Below are 21,422 nucleotides of genomic sequence, written 5' to 3'. Positions count from 1 at the left end.
AATTAGTTAGGAAATAGGCTGGTTAGCTTGGTGGCCAACATAACGTTACCGGTGGCTTTAAGCTTGCCAGTCATAAATGCCGTCATACCGTTGATGTCACCGCTCATAATGCCTTTAAGGGTGTCGGTGCTCATGCTCAGGCTGACCGACGGATCATCGTGTTCGCCTTCTTGAACATCCAGAGTACGATCCTTGATGACTAAATAGTGGTCGCCAGCATCCGAAAAGTGGAACTGGAATACTTCATCCATGCCTTCGGCAGCTTCAGGATTAAAGCGGGCTTGTAACTTTTCTAGCGTGTTAACTGACATAACAATATCTCCATTATTTCAAAAATACGTGTAAACGGATGCGTAATGACCCAAAGAATGTGAATGAGAGTATTTTAAACAACTGTGTTGATCAAGCTGCGTGAGTTGATATCAATCGCCAGTTTAACCTCGTCATAGGAGAGTGTACGTGAGTGAATGGATGGCAGAAATGGGCACTTTCGTCGTGCAAACCACGATTGTGGTGATGCTGCTAGGTCTTGGAGCCCTACTTATCCTGCGCAGCAAAGGTTCTCATGAAAGTGACCTCAAGCTACATATTGAGCTGCTAAATGACCAGCGCCGGTCGCGTAAGCGGCGCCTTCGCGTTGCGGCAACGGAGCAGGGTGCCCGTAAAAAGCTGATCAAGGCGTTTCGTCAGGAAGATAAAAACCGTCACAAAGTAGCGAAGGGCAAAGACGCCGCTCAGCCAAGGTCCAGAGTGTGGGTGCTGGATTTCCATGGCGATATCAAGGCCTCTCAAACTGAGCAGTTTGCCCAGGAAGTGTCGGCAATCATTGATGTTGCCGAATCCAGTGACGAAGTCGTGGTGCGTTTGGAATCAGCAGGCGGGCTTGTCCACGCCTACGGACTGGCAGCAGCTCAGTTGGATCGGTTACAAAGCGCGGGGCTTGCGACTACCGTTTGCATCGACAAGGTGGCGGCGAGCGGGGGCTATATGATGGCCTGTACGGCTCAGCATATTAAGGCTGCACCCTTTGCGGTGATCGGCTCGATTGGCGTCGTGGCGCAGGTACCTAACGTGCACCGCCTGCTTAAGCGTCATGATATCGATGTTGAACTACTCACCGCGGGTAAATATAAGCGCACGCTAACAGTGATCGGGGAAAATACTAAAGAGGGCCGCGAGAAATTTTTAGAAGATCTGGAAAATACTCATCGTTTGTTTAAGGATTACGTCAGCGAACATCGGCCCGATATGGATATCGAGACGCTGGCAACAGGCGAGATATGGTACGGCAGTGAAGCGCTCTCGAACCGGTTGATTGATAGCGTGGGCACCAGCGAAGCCTATTTGGTCGAGCGCATGGCAGAAGCGAACGTTTACCGGGTTAGGCTTGAGCCGCCGAAAACCCTCAGCCGGAAATTTGGTCTGGCGGTATCGGCGGGTATCGAAAGCGCCATGCTAAAAGCGCTAAGCATGCTGGAAGCATCGGGCTGGCAGCGCCGCTAAGCCAGACGCTGGGCTTTCATGCCGTATAGTGAAGCGCCAAAGTGTTTAAAATCGCTTTGGCGCTATCGCTGCTCAATGAGTAGTAGATAGTTTGTGACTCCCGCCTGGTATTGACTAGTTCATCGCGCCGTAAAATCGCTAGATGCTGGGAAAGTGCCGATTGGCTAAGTGAAAGCTGTTGGTTGATTTGCGTGACGGAAAGCTCTTTCTCCGCCAGCAGACATAGAATTTGCAGCCTTTTTTCATTTGCCAAGGCTTTTAAAAGGTTAGTGCCTGCCTCAAGGGCCTGGCAGTTATTTTCAAGCAGACGTGCAGCGCTTGAGGACGCAGACATGATGATCTCCTTGCCTACACTGAATGGGTAGTAGTCATTGCAGCGTTTTAGAAATGGCATTTTTATAAATTATTATGGCATCGTCGCGGCGCGAAGATTGTTAATTTAATCATCGGTAATTTAGCGAGTTTTGTCCAAGCCTTTGTTTAACGATTAATCAATGGTAAGTCTTGGCTGATTTGTCAACAATCAAAGCGATCGTCGAGCCAGCTTTTAACGAAACGATTCTGAAAAAGTACTTAAAGCAGTACCTAGAACAGTACTTAAAAACGGTTTTTAAAAACAGCCCTTGAAAACTGTTCTTGAAAACAGCATTGAAAAACAATTCCAAGAAACAGTCTTTAAAATAATTCTACATCTTTAGTCGCTTTTAACCTCCCTGGATGAGCTTCTAGCCCATAGTATGAAGGTAGAGACGGAATTTACTTTATACAGTATCAGCCATGTGCCTCGCTTCGTTACTACAATAAAGATAGGGTCGTTATGAGCCGCTACCAAGAAGCTTTCCTGCAAGCGAACGAACAGCCCGAGCAGTTCTGGGCCGAGCAAGCCCAACGTCTGCCATGGTTTACCCCACCAACCCAGATTCTTACGTATGACGATCAGCAGCACGCACGCTGGTTCAGCGATGGCGAAATAAACCTTTGCTATGCCGCGCTTGATTACCACGTTGAAAATGGCCGAGCTGACCAACCAGCGATTTATTGGGACTCCCCAGTCACCCAGTCCAAGCGAACCCTCACCTATCAGCAGCTGCGTGATCAGGTGGCTTATTTCGCCGGGGCGCTTTCCGCGCTGGGCGTTGAAAAGGGCGATCGTGTGGTGATCTATATGCCCATGATTCCCGAAGCGCTGGTTGCCATGTATGCCTGTGCACGCTTAGGTGCGGTGCATTCAGTAGTGTTTGGCGGCTTCGCCCCGCATGAGCTGGCAGTCAGAATAGAAGATGCCGAGCCGAAAGTGGTGGTTGCCGCTTCATGTGGTATTGAGGTGGATAAGGTAATCCCCTACAAGCCGATTATTGATCAGGCGCTTGGCTTAAGTGCCCATCAGCCAGATGCCTGCGTGGTCTATCAGCGTGACATATGCCCGGCAACGCTGACGGCACTTGATCACTGCTGGGACGCGATAGTTGCCAAGGCCGCTTTTGCTGAATGTGTTCCGGTACTCAGCACGGATCCTCTTTACATTCTGTATACCTCAGGCACGACTGGTAAGCCCAAAGGGGTGGTACGTGATACGGGGGGGTACGCCGTGGCGCTTGAGTACTCAATGCAGGCAATTTATGCCCTGAACCCCGGCGACGTTTTTTTTACGGCTTCTGATGTGGGGTGGGTGGTTGGCCACTCCTATATTGTGTATGCACCGCTACTGCGTGGCTGCACCAGCGTTGTTTATGAAGGCAAGCCGGTAAATACGCCCGATGCGGGTAGCTTCTGGCGGGTCATCGAGGAGTACAAGGTTAAAAGCTTCTTTACCGCGCCTACGGCTTTCCGGGCGATCAAGAAAGCTGACCCAGATGCCCAACTGCTTGCCCGTTATGATATCAGCAGTTTGAAGCACCTGTTTGTCGCAGGCGAGCGGCTTGACCCTCCTACCTTTCATTGGTTAGATGATCTGCTGGATGTGCCGGTAATTGACCACTGGTGGCAGACCGAAACCGGCTGGCCGATTGCCGCCAATCAGCCGGGGCTTGATTCAATGCCTATCAAACCTGGGTCTGCAACCTTCCCTGTGCCGGGTTTTAATGTCGCAGTGCTAGGGCGTGATGGCGAACCGGCAGCCCCGATGGAGCAGGGCAGTGTGGTCATCAAGCAGCCCATGCCGCCTGGGTGCTTAAGCGGTATTTGGCGGGACCCCCAGCGTTTTCATAGCGCCTACATGGCAGCTTTCCCGGGTTATTACCTGACCGGCGACGGTGGTTACTTCGATAAAGACGGCTACCTGTTTATCATGGGGCGTACCGATGACGTTATTAACGTTGCCGGGCATCGGCTATCGACCGGCGAGTTGGAAGAGGTCGTAGGCGCGCATCCCGCTGTAGCTGAATGCGCGGTTATCGGCATTCATGATGTGCTCAAAGGGCAAATTCCGATTGGTCTGGTGATCCCTAAAGATGGCTTTAATGGTGATGAAGCAAAGCTTGAAGCCGAACTTATTGCCCGCGTGCGCGACTATATCGGTCCTATTGCCTGTTTTAAGCAGGTTCTTGTAGTTAACCGCCTGCCTAAAACCCGTTCGGGCAAAATATTACGCAAGCTGTTGCGCAATATCGCGGACGGTAAGGCTTTTGGGGTTCCGTCGACCATTGATGATCCTTCAAGCCTTGATGAGGTACATACCGCCATGTGCGAGCGTGCTATCGGTACGGCTGAGAAGGCAACGCCTCTCGATTGAGCTAAGGTGAGCTGCTTTAAGCAGGGCAGCTGGCTTTTATTGCGGTTAAGAAAGCGTATAATGCGCGCCCAGCAGCGCTATGCGCTTTCTTATGAGGGTTCCCTAACCCCTCTTGGCTTGTAAAAAAAGGTCATCTTGCATGTTTGCATTAAGTGATACGCAGTACCGCCGTTGCCTTTTCGTAATGGTTGCCTTCCATATCGGTATTATTGCTGCCAGTAATTACCTTGTTCAGCTTCCGTTTACCCTGTTTGGTTTTCATACCACATGGGGAGCGTTTAGCTTTCCGTTCATTTTTCTAGCCACTGATTTAACGGTTCGACTCTTCGGTAAAAGTGCCGCCCGGGCGATTGTTTTAAGGGTCATGCTGCCTGCCTTGGTGGTTTCTTATGTGGTTTCCGTGGTGTTCCCACGCGGAAGCTTTGCCGGGATTGAAGCACTGGGTGAATGGAATCTGTTTGTTGCACGGATTGCGCTGGCAAGCTTTCTTGCCTATGTGATCGGGCAGCTGTTGGATGTGCAGGTGTTTGACCGGTTGCGACAGCTGGCTTGGTGGATAGCCCCTGTTTGCTCAACGGTGCTGGGAAACCTTGCCGATACCTACGCTTTCTTCTCGACGGCGTTTTATAACAGCCCCGACGCGTTTATGGCGGCTAATTGGATTGAAATTGCTGCCGTTGATTACGTGATAAAACTCGCTATCAGCCTGCTGTTCTTTCTACCTCTATACGGTCTGCTGCTGGCCTGGCTTTCACGCCGTCTGGTGGTCTGGACCGGGCAAACTGATCTCTCCCCCCGTATGGCGTAGTAGAGTGGCTTAGCGCTTATAGGTAATGAGATAATGGCCTGCGGGTTTGTTGTTTAATCAATATTTAGGGAGTTTATATGACTGACGCTGCCACGGTTGATCTTCATTATCTGGAAATGGACAGTGAAGGCGCTCCCGATTCCACGCCCCTGGTGGTGATTCATGGCTTAATGGGGAGCGCTGATAACTGGCGTTCCCATTTGAAAGCCTGGCAGCGTTCGCGGCGTGTCATTGCGGTAGATTTACGTAATCACGGCCGCTCACCGCATAGCGACGATATGCGCTATGCCACCATGAGCCAGGATGTATTGGCCCTGCTCGATAAGCTTTCTATTACCCAAGCGCATGTGCTGGGCCATTCAATGGGCGGGAAAGTCGCTATTAGTTTGGCCAGGCTGGCGCCAGAGCGCGTGGTAACGCTGACGGTCGGCGACATTGCGCCGGTGGTCTATGAGCATGGCCATGATGATGTTTTTGCAGCGCTTAAACGCGTTAGAGAAGGGCAGCCTAAAAATCGCCGTGAAGCGGACGACCTGTTGGCGGAACATGTGGACTCGCGCTCCACGCGGCTTTTTTTAGCTACTAATTTAGCCCGGAACGAGGAAGGCATTTTAGGGCTGCGTATCGGGCTTGATGAAATCCAGCGTGGCTATGGCAATATAATTGGCCTACCCGCCGGCGACGGCCCCTTTGAAGGACCCACGCTGGTGCTGCGTGGCGCCGAATCACACTACGTTACCGACGATTTGCTGCCCGCTTTGCGTGAAGTGCTGCCGGGGGCACGCGTTGTGACGCTGAAAAATGCTGGCCATTGGCTGCATGCAGAACAGCCGGAAGCATTCCAGCAGGCGGTTGAAGCTTTTATTGAGCATCACGATAAGGCCCAGTGGGCTTGCCGTTAAACGCTCTTACCCATAGCGGTTAGTAACAGGTTTTAACGGTCAGCCCGTGCTGTTCCGGGGCACGTAAAAAACGGTTTAAAATACGATAGCTGTCAATATCAAAAGCCGGGGTGGCGCCGGTTAGACGTTGAGCTTTTTTAAACGTATCGGCACTGCCCAGGTAGCACCAGTGATCAACAACATGCCAGGCGCTTTTCCCACCCGTCTCGGGTTTTTCTTGAATAATGATTCGTCCTTCCCAGGGCCACGCCTTAATCTGCAGCTGTGCCAACGCGTACTGGGCTCGCTGGGTATGTGCCTGCAACGTCTCCACACCTTCACAGGCGCCGTTACATTTACCTAACTGGCGGGCAAAACAGCGCCCTTTGCCTTTGGTAATGCCCAGCACCTGAAGGCAAAGCTTATGCTCTTCAGCTGTTGCACGCAGCGTATCCTTGGCGTCTCTGGCACTGCGAAAAAGCCCGAAGAGCGCCCCGTCGGTGGGTTGGCTCAGCACGTCGCCGTTAACCAGGGTGGGGTAGTTTTCCCCTGACGGCCAGTGCCAGGTGGTTAGCTTGCGCTGTTTGCGTAGCTGGCGATTCATAATCGGCATCATCGACTTAACCAGCTGGGCTTCACGCAGTTGCGCGCCTAGATCGCCTGCGGTTTCTTCCCACTCAATATGATGAATTTGCTGTGCGAGGCGCATCGCTTTGTTGTCTTGATGGTCACGCTGAAAATGACTCAATACCCGGCGGCGCAAATTGACACTTTTGCCCACGTACAGAGGGAGCCGGTTATGCCCATAAAAGAAATATACCCCTGGCGATTCGGGTAACCCTTCCAGCTGACGGCTATCCAAATGGGCAGGCAACGTGCGGTGTCGTTGCTCCTCAGTCAGTACGGTTTGCCATGTGTCGTCTGCATAGTGCGTTTGCCAAGCCTGCCAAAGTGACCATAGCGCGTTCACATCACTACTTGCCCGATGCGCGCGCGAGTTAATAATGTCATAGCGTTCAAGCAGGGCTTTTAAATTATGCTGTTGCGCCAGCGGAGCCAGTCGGCGAGATAGGCGCAGCGTGCAGACAATCGGCGTTCGATATTCGATGCCTACGCGCTTAAAGGCGTTACGCAGAAAGCTATAGTCAAAGCGTGCATTGTGGGCAACCAAGCGGTGGTTATCACCCAGCCAAACGCGCAGCGACTCGGCAATGTCTTCAAAGCAGGGGGCATCGACGAGCATGTCATCGTCGATGCCGGTTAGCTGGCTGATATTTGGCGGCACTCTAATATCAGGATTGATCAAGCTAGACCAGCTATCTACCTGGTGCCCATTAATGATTTTAAGAGCGACAATTTCAGTAATCCGGTCCCGCGTTGCGCTAGTTCCGGTGGTTTCCAGGTCAATAAAAATTAGCGGTATTTCTGTCAGCGCACTGGCCATAGCGCTCCTGTATTAAAGGGTATGAGGGTCAACGGCTAAACGAGAGATGGGCAGTTCAGCGTCGATTAGGCCTTCTTTTAAAAGATAAGTTTCAAACGCTGCATAGCGGCGGGTATCCAGTGCCGCAGGGCTTAATGCGATTCTGCGTAAAATATCCTGCCAGGCGTCGGCATTGATGGGGTTATCAAGTATTGGGTGAGCATCCGTTAATAGCTGCCAGGCCTGACTTGGATTTTCCACGATCCAATCGCTTGCCTCATCCAAGGCAATTAAAAAGCGTGACCATGTATTGGCTTGTTTCGCCAACGAATCACTGTTGGCGATGATAATTAGGCCGTCATGACGAGGGATGCCTAAGTCATGATAGCGCACGGTGTGCGTGGTAATACCGTTAGCGGCTAGCTGTTGAGGTAAAAAATGAAAAAAGCCATCGGCAATAGCGTCGATGTTTCCTTCATCGAATGCGCTGACCGGATTAAAATATACGCTTTGCGGAGATAAGAAAGCGTCGGTCTGACGTACCGAGCGCGGCACAAGCTCGGGTAGCATAATATCGATACCTTCCCGGGTGGAGTACCCATAATGCAGCCCTGAAAGATGCGTTATATTTTCAGGCTGAGCCTCGCCTTTTACAATCACGGCGTTTAAAGGCGTCTCAATCAGTGTGGCAATACGCGTGATGGGCATAGCCTCATGGGCAAGCAAATGTAGAAGCGGCTGGCGCGTGAGGGCTAAATCAACTTCTCCTGCGGCCAGCAGCTTGATAGCGATAGTGGGGTCGGCGGGCGTTTGTAGTTCCACATCAAAACCCTGCGCAGTAAATAAGCCGCGCTCTTGGGCGACCACCAAGGCGGCATGTTGTGGGCTTAAATACCAGTCGAGCATTACCGAGATGCTTTTAAGCGGCGGTGGCTCAAGTGGCGGTGGCAATGAGAGAACGGCCGCGGGCACTTCATCGCTTACTTCGCTGTCAGTAAGTGGCGAAAGTGTATCAAGGAACTGAATATCACTTTCCAAAGAGAGCACTGGCTGTTCATCTTGGGTATTGGCTTCCTCTGCGTAAGCTGATGAAAATAAGAACAATAAACAAAACGTCACCATGAATAAACGTGAATGCCCATAACGAGAAAGGCAGTGCAACATAATCGGTCACTCCTGATATCTAGACGGCGGAGTTTAGCCCTGTCAATCCGTGGATGACCAGCCCCTTATCGCGTTAGCGTGCTGAGTTGACGCAGTAAAATTAACGGTGGCGTGTAATAATAGCGCGGCATTGATGTAGAGATGGAGAGACATGGACGCGATCTATACGTTCTTTTTAGTAGGCGGTTCTTTAATGGCGCTCAGCATATTAGCGAGTCGCCTATCATCAATGGTCGGTGTACCGTTGCTGCTTATCTTCCTGGGCCTGGGCATGCTGGCGGGCGAAGAGGGGGTGCTGGGGGTCGTCTTCGATGATTACGCGATGGCTTTCACTATCGGACACCTGGCGCTGGCCATGATCCTGCTTGATGGTGGCTTGCGCACGCGGCTTAAAACATTCCGGGTGGGTTTTAAACCAGCGCTTTCGCTTGCCACCTTCGGGGTGTTCATAACCAGTGCGATTGTGGGCTTGATCGCGATGTGGGTGTTCGATTTAAGCCTGGTGCAAGGGCTATTGGTAGGCGCGATTGTGGGCTCAACCGATGCCGCCGCCGTTTTCTCAATGTTAAGTGGGCGCGGCGTGAATCTCAATGAGCGGGTAGGGGCCACGCTTGAGATTGAGTCCGGTACCAACGACCCGATGGCCATCTTCCTTACCTTGATGCTGGTTGAGCTATTAGTCGGCGACATGGGTGGGCCTGTTGAAACCCTCATCTTCTTTATTTCACAGTTTGGTATCGGTTTGATTGTCGGACTGGGTGGCGGCTGGTTAAGCGCAAAACTGCTGCGCTGGCTGGATTTGGCGCCGGGCCTTTATGCCATGCTGGCGCTGGCCTTGGGCTTTAGCGTGTTCGGGTTAACCAGCGTGCTGGGTGGCAGCGGGTTTCTAGCGATCTATCTAGCGGGCCTCATGATTGGAAATCAGCCTGGCCGCCACCTTAACTTTATTCTCCCCGTGCACGATGGCTTGGCCTGGTTAAGCCAAATCGGTCTGTTTCTGGTATTAGGGCTTTTAGTGACGCCTAGCCAACTGTGGGATGTGGCGTTGCCTGCTGGCTTAGTGGCGCTGGCGCTTATTTTTATCGCGCGCCCACTTGCGGTACTCATCGCGATCAAGCCGTTCTTCAAATTCCGCTGGCGGGAAACCTTCTTTATTGCCTGGGTGGGGTTAAGAGGGGCAGTACCTATTGTATTGGCCATCTTCCCGGTTATCGGTGGGGTAGAGAATGCCTCGCTTTATTTTAATGTCGCCTTTGCCGTTGTATTGATGTCGCTCTTGATACAGGGCGGCTCGCTGACGCTTATGGCGCGTTGGCTAAAGGTGGAAGTACCAGTAGGCACGACGCCCAATCGCCGAGGGCCGCTGGGTATCCTGCCGGATAACGATTTTGAGATGTTTGTCTATGTGGTCGAGAACCGCGACCTTGAAGACGTCCCTATTCGGCTACTGCGCTTTCCTTCAGGCGCGCTGATTTCGGCCCTGTTTCGCAACCATGCCATGCTCCACCCCAAAGGCAGCACCCGGTTAAAAATGGGAGATGTCATTTGTGTGATCGGGCGCACGGAAGACCTTCATGCGCTAAACCGCTTGTTTAATGGTGATGCCAAGCTCAAGCAGGAGCGAGCCTTCTTCGGTACCTTTACGCTTGAAGGTAGTGCACAGATGCTGGATGTCGCCCAAGCCTACGGCTTAACGCTAAGCCCCGGCGAGCATGACATGACCTTGGCCGAATTCGTGGCCCTGCGCGTAGGCGGGCACCCGGTCGTTGGTGATGATGTCGACTGGCACGGCATTCACTGGGTCGTCAGCGAGATGGAGAAGGGTACGATTACCCATGTGGGCCTTCGATTGTATTGATTTCGCTAGAAGGTGTTGACTTCCAAGGGAATACTGTTAATATACGCACCCATAAGCCGGAGGGATGGCAGAGCGGTTGAATGCACCGGTCTTGAAAACCGGCGTAGGTGAATAACCTACCCAGGGTTCGAATCCCTGTCCCTCCGCCACCTATTACGAATAAGCCGCTGATTACAGCGGCTTTTTTGTGCGTGTAATTTAGCCAGCCCCTACGCCAGCACATACTTTGGTTTTGGCTCTCAGTGAGCAGAACTGAACTATTTTGGACGCTGACTCCCTTGTTGCTGATTCTTTGTTACTTACCCTCGAACCATAATTCAGTAAAAGCTGCATGCGTGCACGCTCGTGAGAGGTGACACCCTCTTTTCATTAAGATACTGTCTTCTTAAGAATTATGAGTGGTGGCTATTGGCTGTTAACGACCCAAAGCCGACGTACCGGAAAATGCAATAGGCGCGCGAAATCTGAATACACGGCCTAATAAAAATTAGTGCTTGTGGGTATCGATGGTTTAGAGTGGAGTTTTCAGACTGCATTTGTCGGATAAACGTGCCACCACGTTTATACAATCATTGGATGTGCGATCTAGTACCTGTTAGGCAGATATTTCTAGGACGGAGAATCAGTGAAGAGATTTAACCCCAGTTCAAACCACCCAGACAGGGCCGTTCAAGCTTGGCAGATCCTTATAGGTGCTGCGACGAACCGCCAGACACTCACTTATGAGGGCTTGTCCAAGCTCATGTACAAGAAGAAGGCGGCGGGTGTCCTTGATCGAATCCTTGGCCACATCGCCTACTACTGCAATGATAATAATCTGCCACCGCTAACTTCGGTAGTTGTTGGAAAGGGGCGAGGGACGCCAGGCGAAGACATACCTATGAATCGGCAAGAGTTCGATGCACGACGAGAGGACGTCTACGCAGTCGATTGGTATGACGTATATCCTCCTTCTGCAGCGGCTCTCAAAGAAGCATTCGATAGGAATGCAGCTTGAATCCACGTCCAACAAGTTGCTCTAGCCGACCGCTGGAAGCGGACGGCTGAGCTTGAGAGTTAGGCCCCTCAGATGGAGTTATGTGAATGGCGGACTTAAACATATTTGTCAGCGTCGGCGGTACTTCAAATGAAGAACAGGAGATCTTCGTTCGCGCCGTAGAAGATCGCCTTCGCAGCGAGGGTCTTATTCCGCACACAGTGGGCCGCAACACATTTAGCTCGGATGCCCCCCTCAAAACCGTTGCAGAGCTTTTAGATAAATGTAGTGGCACTGTTGTAATCGCGCTTGAGCGTGTTCACTTCGCCGTAGGCACGGAGAAAAGAGGTGGCTCCAAGGAAATTGCTTTGAGTGAAACAAGCCTACCAACTCCTTGGAATCAGATTGAGGCCGCACTTTCCTACAGTCGCGGACTTCCTTTGCTAGTCATTGTTGCAGAAGGAATCAGAAGCGAGGGCTTGTTAGAACCAGGTTATGACTGGTACGTACAGAATGTCACACCTGAAGCAGCATCGCTGCATTCGAACGAGTTCAATGGTGTTCTCGCTAGCTGGAAGAATAAGGTTGCTTCCACTCAAGTTACGAATGCCGCAACCATCAATCCCTCCGATATGTCCGTCGGCACGCTTCTGTATGCGGTCAAGCCTGCTCAGCTTTGGGGAGTTTTGGTAGCTCTGGGAGGCATTGTCGCGGGAGCGTTTGCGTTAGGACTCAAACTCGCGGGTGGAGCCTAACTCAGGCGTTAGCAACCAGGAGGAAAGTTTGGGGTACCATTCAGAATTAATGATTTCAATGTGGGAGTCACCACAACTTAATGGACTCGATAAATCGATATGTGCTGACTGTGTTCTAGATGAGGCACTGGCTAGTCTAGTCGCAGCTAATCTTAGTTCAAGTTCATGCTCCTATTGTGGTGAAGAGAATGAAGAAGGTGACATGATTGCCGCACCATATGATGTGGTAATGGAGCGCATATATGACTCAATATTTCAGTATTACGCTGACGCGCAAGATGTGAACATGCCATGGGTTGAAAAGAATGGTTAATACCGGAAACCAATATGTGGGAAATTATTGGGGAATTTGATCCCGGTTGGTGTGATGAGCTTTGTGAAGATTTGATCGAAAGTTCTGATGCAAGTCTTTATTTGGTAGCGCATGTCAAAAGCGACTGGTCTGTTGATAACCCTTCATCTGCATTATCGTATGGTTGGTCAGCATTTAAGGATCAAGTTTTACATAAAACGCGATATTTATTTTTGTCTGAGCCTGAAGACGAGTACTCCTCTGGTAGGCCTGATTACATTCCTGTTTCAAGTATGCTTGATGCTCTTGGATCTCTTTGTAATACGGAAAACCTTGTTGCTACTATTCCAGCTGGAACTGAGTTTTATCGAGTCAGAGTCAACCAAAATGGGGAAGAGTTTACGGAGTTTTCTGATATTGGTGTACCTCCAAAAGGAAAAGCAAATGCTGGTCGTATGAATCCAGCTGGTATTTCTTACTTCTACGTAGCTTGTGATCAAGATACAGCTGAAAAAGAAGTGATCACAGATGCGACTGAATGGTCAATTGCTACGTTTAAATTGATAAAAGATATTCAAGTTATAGATTTCGTTGATCTGCCAAAAGCACCAAGTGTTTTTGAGCCTGAAAAATATGATGCTAAACAGAATCTTTCGTTTCTTCGCTCATTTGTAAATGAGCTAACCTTGCCCGTTTCAAAGGATGGCAGAGAGCATGTTGAATATGTGCCAACCCAAATCGTATCTGAATATTTTAGATTTAGATTTAAAACTGAAGGCGACCAGCCTGTTTTGGGATTGCGCTATTGTAGTGTTAGAAATCCAGATGGCATTAACATCGCGGTATTTGACTCAGATAACGCTTCACTGCAAATGTTTTTTGAACTGTTTTCTATCGAAAAAATTGCTAACAGGGCGTATTCAGTGTCGCCTAAAGACCGCTTTTGGCCGCTAGCTGTCTTTACCAAAAAAAGTCCTCTAATGGGAGCCGCTCATAAAAGTAGCTCCTTTTAATCTGCATATATATTTATAAATATCTTATCTCTGAAAACGACTTCAACGCTACCGGAGCCAGTATCTTCATTGAAGTGATTATGTAACAGAGGACGGCTGCGTGTTTAGGCGAGAGCTGCTCTGAATCTGCGTTTATCAGGCAGTCTAGCCTTTAATAGGATATGGAGAGAGAAAACCAGAAATATGTCGGTAGCTGATCAGCCCATATTGGCGTCACGGATCCGCACAATAAAAGCATCGTCCCCGACTTGGCCACCTTTGAAGGCCACCTGAAGACCATCGAAGTCAGGATCACTACTGTGAGCGGTGCATAGTGGGGATCCTGGCGTCTGCGGTAACGGCATGAGCGTAGTTAATGCATGGATACCAAGTTCCTGAATCGCATGGCTTGATGTATCGCCACCGGCTACCAAAACTCGGGTTAGCTGTTCGGCGCGAACTAGATCGCGGAGTAGGCCACCCAGTCGTCGGCCGATGGCATGTGCAGTGCTGTTGTCCTGTAATGATGCCAGACTGGAATCTGGGCCAAGCGCTGTATAGATCACTACGCTACGTCCTGTAGCGAGTGCCGTAAGAGCCTGAGAGCGAACGGCATCGAGCTCGGTGCGCGCCAGGGTGTCATTGGCTAAGCGCGTAGCGTCTGCCCGCAAGGCGGTAAAACCATGTTTCTCGGCGTAACGAATCTGACGAGCCGTAGTCTCTGAACAGCTTCCTGAAACTACGGCAATACGTTCCACGGGTTCTGGGTCAGAAAAGGTCGGTGGTGTTTCCACCAGTCCTAGTCGTTGCCATTCCGCTAGTAGCGCGTACTCGACCCCGGAGGAACCGATTACAAACCCACCATTGTTGGGGCGGGTGCGCCATAGCTGGCGTCCCACTGCCGCCTGGCTCGATGAATCCAGTACATCGTAAAGAAGCGCGGCATAATCGAAACGAATGCTGTCTACACGAGCGTCAATTTGAGTATCAGCCAGCGTTATAAGGTCAATGAGGCCAATGCGGAGTGCAGTCTGTGTTGATAGGTGGCGTCGCAAATCAGCCTCATGCATTGGTGTTACTGGATGCCGAGACATGATCGGATGGCGGTCGATACGGTAGATTTCCCCCTGAGCAGCGGCGAACAGCTGGCCGAAGCAGGTATATCGACGAAGTTGTGGGGCACCAACGACAATTGGTACGCCATCGTGACCAAAAATACTGTGTCCGATCTCAAGGGCGCGGCCTATGCTGCCTAGGTGAGGCGCACTGTCGAAAGTAGAACATGTTTTGTAATGACATAGAGCTGCGCCCTGATCGCGCAGCCAAATCAACGATGGTGTCAGGTGGTGGTTCATCCAACCCGGCGACTCACTGCGGCTTGTGCCAGCCAGGCCGATAGCTCGGCAGTGGCGAAATCTTTGCAGTTTAGCCTCGTCAGGGATAGTGGTGAATAGCACGGTATCCACGCCTTGACTTGCGAGAGCTTCCATCGCATCGGTGGATCCCGTCAGGTCGTCACCGTAGTAAGTAATCAGTGGGGCAGAATTCATCCGGGTCATCGACGAAAGGTCTCCAGGGCCCTCGCTAGTTCAGTGTGTTCACGAGCGTAGTCATTTACGTCGATGCCCTCCACGGCGGCCTCCCAAGCCTGACGAAGACTCCTGACACCAGCGCCGATTCCATCGGGATGCGCCATGATGCCACCGCCAGCGCAGAAGATTAGATCGGTACTGGTGATGGCAGAGTAGGTATCTGCTGCCTGGTCGGCAGTCTGACCGGAAGAGAATACGGGCATCACTTCGTAACCGGGGCTCGGCGGATCAAACATGGGCGTCAGGCATGCACGGGCGCTGGCAATTACACTTGCGTTCTCCTCGCTGAACTTATTGCGCAAGCCATTAACGTGGATATGATCGACTCCCACCAAGCGCCATAGTTTCTGGTAAGCCACGAAACTCATGCCCAGATGTGGTGAACGGCTGAACATTCCCCAACCGGCTCGGTGTCCATGCAGTGCTACTTGGCTGTGGCGCCTTAGTTGGCTCACCCCAGTGAGTCCAACTGCGTTCAGGGCGACCATCACACAGCTGCCACCAGCAGCGACTACATAGTCGTGATGATCGCGCATTTCATCGGCTTCGCCGGTGATGTTGAAAGCGTACATTACCTTATGTCCGCTGCGTTCGGCATGCTCACGGATAAGCGGCATCACTGCGTCGACCCTTTCTTTGAAAGGGTTATGAGGGCTGTTGGCTTGCAGCTCGTCATCTTTAATGAAGTCGATCCCACCTTTTATCAGTTGGTTTACCACCTCCGCAGTGGCATTTGGTGACAGCCCCACGCTTGGCTTGATAATGGTGCCAATAATTGGTCGTTTTGTGATGCCTGTCAGCTCTCGGGTGCCTGCTATACCAAACTGCGGCCCAGGGTATGCCTCGGCGAATGGCTTTGGCAGAGTCAGGTCGAGCAACTTCAGTGCCGATAGCTCCTTAAGCTCGAAGAGGTTGCCAGCCACCGTCGCAAACAGGGTAGGCAATGAGGTACCTAGGTTAGCCAGTGGCCAAGATAGGGTGACCCGTGCTTGTCGGTAGACAGGATGAACATTGCCTGACTGCAGCGCAGGTATCGGCAGCGAGGGAGTGTAACTCGCTTCTAAGGGCTCAATATGCTCGACGCGGGCCGCATGCGCCTCACGCAGCGCATCTGTCTCACTGGGTAGACGAGTAAAGGTGCCACATGACTGTTCGCCGGCCATTACTTCAGCAGCACGCTCTAATGGGTAAGGCGTTTCGATCAGATAGGTGGCCAGAATGCGATCACTCATAGTCGACCTCTCTTAAATGATGCAGCGACGGTCTCTGCAGTACACTCAAGCAAGATGAAATACTGTTCTACGTTGGGCACCGAGTTACTTTGAGTGATGCCCACCGTAGAAGGCTACTGAAGGCGATTAGCATTCTGAAGCCATTGCCAGTAGTCAAGAAGGCCATCTCGGATATCGGTAAACCGGGGTTCGAAGCCGAGCTCCTCACGTGCGCGCGAGATATCTAAGGGTGCTCCACGGGCAACGAAAGGACCCGGTCCCAGTTGGACGTTTGAGTTTTTGCCCGTGATATTAGCCACTTCATCAACGATTCTGAGGTGATCGACTGGCACCCCGCTAGAAATATTGAAGTTGCGATTTGTCACTTGCGGCTTTTCAAATAATTTCACTATACCGGTGGCAGTATCCAGCACATGTGTCCAGTCCATTGATTGTTCAGAACCATTGGGGGCATGGATGTCCGTGAGGCCTTCTAGGGGGCCGAACAACCCTTGATAGACTTTGTGCATGTGTGACGGTCGCTTACCAGGACCGTAGACGAAAAAGAGCCTGGCATTACGGATGTCCATGCCGAAGGTGTCGCTGTACTGCAAACCATAGAGCTCACCTGAAATCTTCGAGGCGCCATAGAGATCAGTAGCCTTGTACGGAGTGTCTTCGTGCTGGGGCCCCGGGGCATCACCATAGACGGCCCCCGAACTCATGTTGACGACCTTGTTAATACCTAGAATACGACACGTTTCGTATACATTGAGGGTGCCCATAGTATTGATCGACAAGTGTTTGAAGGGATGCTCCTGGAAGTATGGCCCGGCGATCACCGATACGCCGTGGATGACCCCTTCGAGTTCATCACGGTGGCGTAGGAAAATCTCGAAGATATTGTGGTAGTCGAGGATGTCGACTGATTCGAGAGTAAGCAGGTCCCGCACTTCCTCAAGATAATCCAAACCCAAGCTATCGAAGCGATTGGCAGCTGTGTCACAGATAACTACCTGCTTCCCCTGTTTAGCCAATAAGTAGGCGACCCAGGAACCCACGTGACCAAGACCACCAGTAATGAGGACTGACATATTAGGTCTCCTTAATTCAAGATAATATTCGGAAGGAACATGACGATGGAAGGGAAGCAGATGATGATTAGCAGCACGATGAAGAGGGGGATATAGAACGGCATCGTTTCTCTCACCAATACGCCAAATGGCAGGTTGGTGATCTTCTGAACTGTAAACAACACAGTACCCACGGGAGGCGTGATAAGGCCGATCATCAGAGTAAAAATCATCACCACCCCAAAATGTATGGGGTCGATGCCGTATTGCACTATTACCGGCACCAGTAGGGGAGTTAACAGGAACAGTGCAGGCACCGAATCGATGAACAGGCCAATCAGTAGGATGAACAAAGCCAGCAGCAGCAGTAATCCCAGTGGGTCAGTCACTGTTGAAAGAAGAAATTCGGCAACTAGCGAGGTGACCTGATAACGCCCCAGCACCCAGCTGTAGAGGGCGCTACCTGCAATAATTAACATCAGAGCGGCTGAGTCGATGGCAGTAGCGCGAAGAATACTGACGAACTCGCGGAAGCTGATAGAGCGATAGACGACAAAGGCAATGAACAAGCAGTAGGCCAAGGCAACCACTGAAGCCTCTGTAGGGGTGAAAACACCGCTTAGGATTCCCACGATGATGATGAGCGGTGTCAGCATCGGCAGTACGCCACGTAGTAGCGCCGCTGTGAAGTCTTGGAAGCGAGCGCGAGCTCGGGTAGGAAAACCACGTCGATGCGAGATGATGGCGACCATCACCATTAGGCCTAATCCCATGAAGAGACCGGGGATAATGGATGCTAGGAAGATGCCAGCGATGGAGGCATTGGCCAGAGCACCATAGATGACGGCGGGAATACTAGGCGGAATAATTGGACCGATAGTGGCCGAACTCGCCGTGACAGCAGCACTAAAGCCGGTAGGATAACCATCGTCTTCCATAGCCTTGATTTCCAAAGCACCCAGTCCGCCAGCATCCGCAACGGCAGAGCCCGACATGCCAGCGAACAGCATGCTAGCGACAACGTTGACATGGCCTAGCCCACCTTTCAGATGGCCCACCATCGTTCTTGCGATATTGAAAACGCGATCAGATATACCGGCGCTGTTCATTAGCCGACCGATGAGCAGAAATGCCGGAATAGCAAGCAAAGTAAAACTGTTGACACCATAGAGAGTACGTTGGGCGATCATCTCCATGGGAATGGCATCAAAGCCACGCGTGTATCCCAGCACCATTGCTGAAGAACCTATCATGGCAAAGGCGACGGGCACTCCTAGCATTAATAGGGCGATCAGTCCGACGAACAGGATGACGAAGACTTCCATAGTCATTCACTCCAGTCATTTTGAATGGCGGGCAGCTTGATAAAGATGCGTCGATATAGATCACCTATCAGCAGTCCAATCATCATCCAAGCTGATATGAGCTGAATCAGGTAGATATAAGAAAAACTCAAACGGAAAGTACTAGCTAAAATGCCTGAGGTTCTCTCCATCATGTTCCATCCGCCAATGGCCAACATCAGCAGCACAACGATGCAAATGATATCGGCAAGGCTTGCCACAATGTTGCGCACGCGCGGCCCCATCAAATCGGTCACCACTGTGATGCGAATGTGTTCCTGATAGCGCAGGGCTAGCACCGAGCCCAGAAAAATCTGGGACAGGAAGAGATAGCGAGCGGCTTCATCGGTCCATGATACGGGTATGCCTAGCGCATATCGTGAAATGACCTGGATAGCCATGATTGTCAACATCAGCGCAAAGGCTGTCGTGACAATAGCGGTTAGGAGTCCCCAGAAAAGAGCAATAGCACGGTTTACGTGGTTCGCGGCTGTCACAGGCGCCTCCGGTCGAATGACTTTGTTGACTAGAGAAGGGCGACCTTATAGTGCCGGGTCGCCCTTGGTGACTTAATTGAGCAGCGAGTTTACGTATTCACGAACACTGGGATGGTAATCTTCAATGATTTCCCTAACCGCGGGCTCGGCTGCCTCGCGGAAGGCGTCCACATCGCTATCAACGACGGTCATGCCAAGCGATTCAAGCTCTTTGATAAGTTCTTCCTGACCGCTGATGATTGTTTCGTCGCCCCACTCGGTGGCGTCAGCAATCGCGGCCATAATGATATCGCGATCTTCGTCAGACAGGCTCTGATAGAAATCTTCGTTCATCAGCCAGTGAAAAAAGGAAAATACATGTTCTGTTCGGTTTAAATGGTCCTGCACATCGTAGAGTCTGCCTGAGTAAATCAAGTCGACTGGGTTTTCTTGCATCTCAATCACACCAGTTTGCAACGAGGTATAAACTTCAGGCCACGCGATAGGACTTGGTAGGGCGCCAACTTCTTCCCATATTTTAATCCAGGGTGCTATCTCAGGAACTCTTAGCCGCACACCACTGACATCTTCTGGAGTGGTGACGGGAAAGTTCGACGTCAGATTGCGCGGGTTGCGCTGGGAGAGCCCAACCAAACGCATGTTGCCGCTGGCGATCAAGCGTTCGTTGAGCAGCTCTCCGGTCTCACCCTCATAGACTTCCCGGGCTTCTTCGCTAGAGCGATAGACGAAGGGAAGGTCGGCTGAAGCAAACTCCGGGGCGTAAAGTGTCATTGGCATCGAGCCACCCAAGGCGATGGAATATTCACCGAAGCTGGCACCTTCTAGGTGGTCACGCTCTCCACCGACTTCTGTACCCAGAAGAGACACTGTGTACTTTCCGTCTGTTTCTGACTCGATAGTTTCCTTGAGACGTTCCCCGACCTTGAACATAGTGTCGGATGGCTCAACGTGAATAGCGATTGAGAGCTCGTTGGCACTGGCTTGGGCAGCGATTCCTAAGCTGGCCAGGCTAGCGAGGATGATTCCGCGTGTTGTTGTTGTTGTTGTCATTTTGTATACGCCTCCGGAAGTTCAGTATGAGTGGAGTTAGCGTTGACTCAGTTATTGAGCCTCCAATGGTGTTAGCTATGTCATTGAGATGAATCTGCGTGGAGCGAGGCCACTTTTTAAAAGCTAGCACGTTTTTTTGGTAGCGCTACCATTTCGCTTGCTATCCTTTAGAATAAGAATATAGGAAGGCTTTTACTTAAGGAGATGATGTTGAAACAGACCCCTACAACGCGATCACGTCGTCGTCACCGAGGAACCGATAGCGTAACGATACAAGATGTGGCTTCCGAGGCCGGTGTGGCTCCGATTACCGTGTCTCGTGCACTCAATACGCCAGAAAGTGTGTCGGCCAAACTTCGAGAGCGTATAGATCAGGCTGTAGCTAAGCTCGGCTATGTGCCTAATCTAGTTGCAGGTGGTCTCGCTTCGGCAGGAATGCGTATGATTCCGGTTGTGGTGCCATCGTTGTCTATTTTGACCTTTATTGAGGTGATTCATGGCATTCAGCAGACCCTTGAGCAGGCTGGGTATCAAGTGCTGCTGGGGTCAACCGACTTCGATTTGGATCGAGAGGCTAGTCTCATTGAATCATTACTGGGCTACTCGCCTTCTGGGGTTATCCTGACGGGGCTTCGCCATCACGAGCGTACTTCACTACGGCTCAAAAACTGGGGTCGTCCTGTGGTCGAAATCATGGAGCTTGGCGATGAGTGCATTGATATGAATGTCGGTGTTGATAACCATGCAGCAGGTGCCTGTATGGCACAACACCTACTGGACCGAGGCTTCAAGCGTATCGCCTATCTCGGTACCGGTATGAGCCGAGATTATCGGGCCATGCAACGTTTCGAGGGTCACCGGGAGACACTGAAGACAGCGGGAGTTGAATTCGATCTGCTATTTCGTCGCGAGGAGCCATCATCCTACGAAGCAGGGCGCCTCTTGTTCTTAGAGGCACTGAAAACTCGTCCTGATTTAGAGGCATTACATTTTGCTAACGATAATCTTGCTGCCGGGGCGCTAATGGAAGCTAATCGACAAGGCATTTGTGTGCCTGAAGAAATTGCGATTGGCGGTTACCTCGGGCTATCGCTAGGTGAGCACCTTTCCCCACGGCTTTCGACCATTACCGTGCCGCGATACGAAATGGGTGTCGAGGCAGCCAAGTTGATGCTTTCAAGACTTGAAGGCCAGCAACCACTAGCCCCGAGGTTGGATATTGGCTATGAACTCAAGGTGCGGGGAAGCACTTGAACGCTTATCCGGCCTTTGG

General features: G+C 51.3%; 19 protein-coding genes and 1 tRNA gene. 10 read left to right on the top strand and 10 right to left on the bottom strand.

Annotated features, from left to right (window positions below; translation table 11 throughout):
* Positions 1-2: 2 nt before the first annotated feature.
* Entirely contained in the window at positions 3-311 is a 309-nt protein-coding gene (locus D467_RS0103890; RefSeq protein WP_018916201.1) for an SCP2 sterol-binding domain-containing protein, read from the bottom strand.
* Between the two features lie 148 nt (positions 312-459).
* Between D467_RS0103890 and sohB the strand changes: the two genes are divergently transcribed.
* Entirely contained in the window at positions 460-1,503 is a 1,044-nt protein-coding gene (sohB, locus tag D467_RS0103885) for a protease SohB (protein ID WP_018916200.1), read from the top strand.
* 16 nt (positions 1,504-1,519) lie between these two features.
* Here the strand turns inward: sohB and D467_RS0103880 are convergent, their stop codons facing one another.
* A complete protein-coding gene (locus D467_RS0103880) occupies positions 1,520-1,837 on the bottom strand; it encodes an ArsR/SmtB family transcription factor (RefSeq protein ID WP_018916199.1) in 318 nt (105 codons plus the stop codon).
* Positions 1,838-2,320: 483 nt separating this feature from the next.
* On the opposite strand from D467_RS0103880, the gene D467_RS0103875 reads away from it, so the two are divergent.
* The 3 genes from D467_RS0103875 (at position 2,321) to D467_RS0103865 (ending at position 5,944) form a co-directional block, all read left to right on the top strand.
* On the top strand, positions 2,321-4,234 hold the full coding sequence (locus D467_RS0103875) for a propionyl-CoA synthetase (RefSeq protein WP_018916198.1): 1,914 nt from the start codon (positions 2,321-2,323) through the stop codon (positions 4,232-4,234).
* Between the two features lie 139 nt (positions 4,235-4,373).
* Positions 4,374-5,042, top strand: coding sequence for a 7-cyano-7-deazaguanine/7-aminomethyl-7-deazaguanine transporter (locus tag D467_RS0103870; protein ID WP_018916197.1), 669 nt, complete (start codon positions 4,374-4,376; stop codon positions 5,040-5,042).
* A 77-nt stretch (positions 5,043-5,119) separates the two neighbouring features.
* The gene (locus D467_RS0103865; protein ID WP_018916196.1) at positions 5,120-5,944 is read left to right on the top strand and encodes an alpha/beta fold hydrolase; all 825 of its coding nucleotides are present in this window, start codon (positions 5,120-5,122) and stop codon (positions 5,942-5,944) included.
* Positions 5,945-5,963: 19 nt separating this feature from the next.
* Here D467_RS0103865 and D467_RS0103860 read toward each other — a convergent pair whose 3' ends face one another.
* Complete coding sequence (locus D467_RS0103860; RefSeq protein ID WP_018916195.1) at positions 5,964-7,367, bottom strand: exonuclease domain-containing protein; 1,404 nt, start codon at positions 7,365-7,367, stop codon at positions 5,964-5,966.
* Between the two features lie 12 nt (positions 7,368-7,379).
* Positions 7,380-8,510 (bottom strand): ABC transporter substrate-binding protein, encoded by a 1,131-nt coding sequence (locus D467_RS0103855; RefSeq protein ID WP_018916194.1) that lies wholly within the window; start codon positions 8,508-8,510, stop codon positions 7,380-7,382.
* A 151-nt stretch (positions 8,511-8,661) separates the two neighbouring features.
* Between D467_RS0103855 and D467_RS0103850 the strand changes: the two genes are divergently transcribed.
* The 5 genes from D467_RS0103850 (at position 8,662) to D467_RS19020 (ending at position 13,404) form a co-directional block, all read left to right on the top strand.
* On the top strand, positions 8,662-10,368 hold the full coding sequence (locus D467_RS0103850) for a potassium/proton antiporter (RefSeq protein ID WP_018916193.1): 1,707 nt from the start codon (positions 8,662-8,664) through the stop codon (positions 10,366-10,368).
* A gap of 58 nt (positions 10,369-10,426) precedes the next feature.
* Positions 10,427-10,517: transfer RNA gene (locus D467_RS0103845), tRNA-Ser, on the top strand.
* 934 nt (positions 10,518-11,451) lie between these two features.
* Positions 11,452-12,099, top strand: coding sequence for a hypothetical protein (locus D467_RS0103835; protein ID WP_018916191.1), 648 nt, complete (start codon positions 11,452-11,454; stop codon positions 12,097-12,099).
* Between the two features lie 49 nt (positions 12,100-12,148).
* Positions 12,149-12,412 carry a HEPN-associated N-terminal domain-containing protein gene (locus D467_RS20195; RefSeq protein WP_018916190.1) on the top strand — a complete coding sequence of 88 codons (264 nt, stop codon included), beginning with the start codon at positions 12,149-12,151 and terminating at the stop codon, positions 12,410-12,412.
* 14 nt (positions 12,413-12,426) lie between these two features.
* On the top strand, positions 12,427-13,404 hold the full coding sequence (locus tag D467_RS19020; RefSeq protein WP_208596456.1) for an RES family NAD+ phosphorylase: 978 nt from the start codon (positions 12,427-12,429) through the stop codon (positions 13,402-13,404).
* A gap of 197 nt (positions 13,405-13,601) precedes the next feature.
* On the opposite strand, the gene D467_RS0103825 is transcribed toward D467_RS19020, so the two are convergent.
* The 6 genes from D467_RS0103825 to D467_RS0103800 form a co-directional block, all read right to left on the bottom strand.
* Positions 13,602-14,942: a four-carbon acid sugar kinase family protein gene (locus D467_RS0103825; protein ID WP_018916187.1), complete on the bottom strand. Its 1,341-nt coding sequence runs from the start codon at positions 14,940-14,942 to the stop codon at positions 13,602-13,604.
* Complete coding sequence (locus tag D467_RS0103820; protein WP_018916186.1) at positions 14,939-16,207, bottom strand: ribulose-bisphosphate carboxylase large subunit family protein; 1,269 nt, start codon at positions 16,205-16,207, stop codon at positions 14,939-14,941. Before D467_RS0103820 ends, D467_RS0103825 begins: the two co-directional genes overlap by 4 nt.
* Before the next feature lie 113 nt (positions 16,208-16,320).
* Positions 16,321-17,280: an NAD-dependent epimerase/dehydratase family protein gene (locus D467_RS0103815; protein ID WP_018916185.1), complete on the bottom strand. Its 960-nt coding sequence runs from the start codon at positions 17,278-17,280 to the stop codon at positions 16,321-16,323.
* Between the two features lie 11 nt (positions 17,281-17,291).
* A complete protein-coding gene (locus D467_RS0103810) occupies positions 17,292-18,584 on the bottom strand; it encodes a TRAP transporter large permease (protein ID WP_018916184.1) in 1,293 nt (430 codons plus the stop codon).
* A gap of 2 nt (positions 18,585-18,586) precedes the next feature.
* Positions 18,587-19,099 carry a TRAP transporter small permease gene (locus tag D467_RS0103805; RefSeq protein WP_018916183.1) on the bottom strand — a complete coding sequence of 171 codons (513 nt, stop codon included), beginning with the start codon at positions 19,097-19,099 and terminating at the stop codon, positions 18,587-18,589.
* 72 nt (positions 19,100-19,171) lie between these two features.
* On the bottom strand, positions 19,172-20,149 hold the full coding sequence (locus tag D467_RS0103800) for a TRAP transporter substrate-binding protein (protein ID WP_026285602.1): 978 nt from the start codon (positions 20,147-20,149) through the stop codon (positions 19,172-19,174).
* Positions 20,150-20,356: 207 nt separating this feature from the next.
* On the opposite strand from D467_RS0103800, the gene D467_RS0103795 reads away from it, so the two are divergent.
* The gene (locus D467_RS0103795; RefSeq protein WP_026285601.1) at positions 20,357-21,403 is read left to right on the top strand and encodes a LacI family DNA-binding transcriptional regulator; all 1,047 of its coding nucleotides are present in this window, start codon (positions 20,357-20,359) and stop codon (positions 21,401-21,403) included.
* Positions 21,404-21,422 lie beyond the last annotated feature (19 nt).

Source organism: Vreelandella zhanjiangensis DSM 21076 (assembly GCF_000377665.1).
Classification (GTDB): Bacteria; Pseudomonadota; Gammaproteobacteria; order Pseudomonadales; family Halomonadaceae; genus Vreelandella; species Vreelandella zhanjiangensis.
The sequence above is the reverse complement of the archived record's forward strand: the minus strand, read 5'-3'. Positions and strand labels throughout refer to the sequence as shown.

Bases quoted from the DNA above. Each gene is read 5' to 3' on its own strand.
- D467_RS0103890 (WP_018916201.1), bottom strand. From the start codon at position 311: ATGTCAGTTAACACGCTAGAAAAGTTACAAGCCCGCTTTAATCCTGAA.
- D467_RS0103880 (WP_018916199.1), bottom strand. From the start codon at position 1,837: ATGTCTGCGTCCTCAAGCGCTGCACGTCTGCTTGAAAATAACTGCCAG.
- D467_RS0103875 (WP_018916198.1), top strand. From the start codon at position 2,321: ATGAGCCGCTACCAAGAAGCTTTCCTGCAAGCGAACGAACAGCCCGAG.
- D467_RS0103870 (WP_018916197.1), top strand. From the start codon at position 4,374: ATGTTTGCATTAAGTGATACGCAGTACCGCCGTTGCCTTTTCGTAATG.
- D467_RS0103865 (WP_018916196.1), top strand. From the start codon at position 5,120: ATGACTGACGCTGCCACGGTTGATCTTCATTATCTGGAAATGGACAGT.
- D467_RS0103860 (WP_018916195.1), bottom strand. From the start codon at position 7,367: ATGGCCAGTGCGCTGACAGAAATACCGCTAATTTTTATTGACCTGGAA.
- D467_RS0103855 (WP_018916194.1), bottom strand. From the start codon at position 8,510: ATGTTGCACTGCCTTTCTCGTTATGGGCATTCACGTTTATTCATGGTG.
- D467_RS0103850 (WP_018916193.1), top strand. From the start codon at position 8,662: ATGGACGCGATCTATACGTTCTTTTTAGTAGGCGGTTCTTTAATGGCG.
- D467_RS0103835 (WP_018916191.1), top strand. From the start codon at position 11,452: ATGGCGGACTTAAACATATTTGTCAGCGTCGGCGGTACTTCAAATGAA.
- D467_RS20195 (WP_018916190.1), top strand. From the start codon at position 12,149: ATGATTTCAATGTGGGAGTCACCACAACTTAATGGACTCGATAAATCG.
- D467_RS19020 (WP_208596456.1), top strand. From the start codon at position 12,427: ATGTGGGAAATTATTGGGGAATTTGATCCCGGTTGGTGTGATGAGCTT.
- D467_RS0103825 (WP_018916187.1), bottom strand. From the start codon at position 14,942: ATGACCCGGATGAATTCTGCCCCACTGATTACTTACTACGGTGACGAC.
- D467_RS0103820 (WP_018916186.1), bottom strand. From the start codon at position 16,207: ATGAGTGATCGCATTCTGGCCACCTATCTGATCGAAACGCCTTACCCA.
- D467_RS0103815 (WP_018916185.1), bottom strand. From the start codon at position 17,280: ATGTCAGTCCTCATTACTGGTGGTCTTGGTCACGTGGGTTCCTGGGTC.
- D467_RS0103810 (WP_018916184.1), bottom strand. From the start codon at position 18,584: ATGGAAGTCTTCGTCATCCTGTTCGTCGGACTGATCGCCCTATTAATG.
- D467_RS0103800 (WP_026285602.1), bottom strand. From the start codon at position 20,149: ATGACAACAACAACAACAACACGCGGAATCATCCTCGCTAGCCTGGCC.
- D467_RS0103795 (WP_026285601.1), top strand. From the start codon at position 20,357: ATGTTGAAACAGACCCCTACAACGCGATCACGTCGTCGTCACCGAGGA.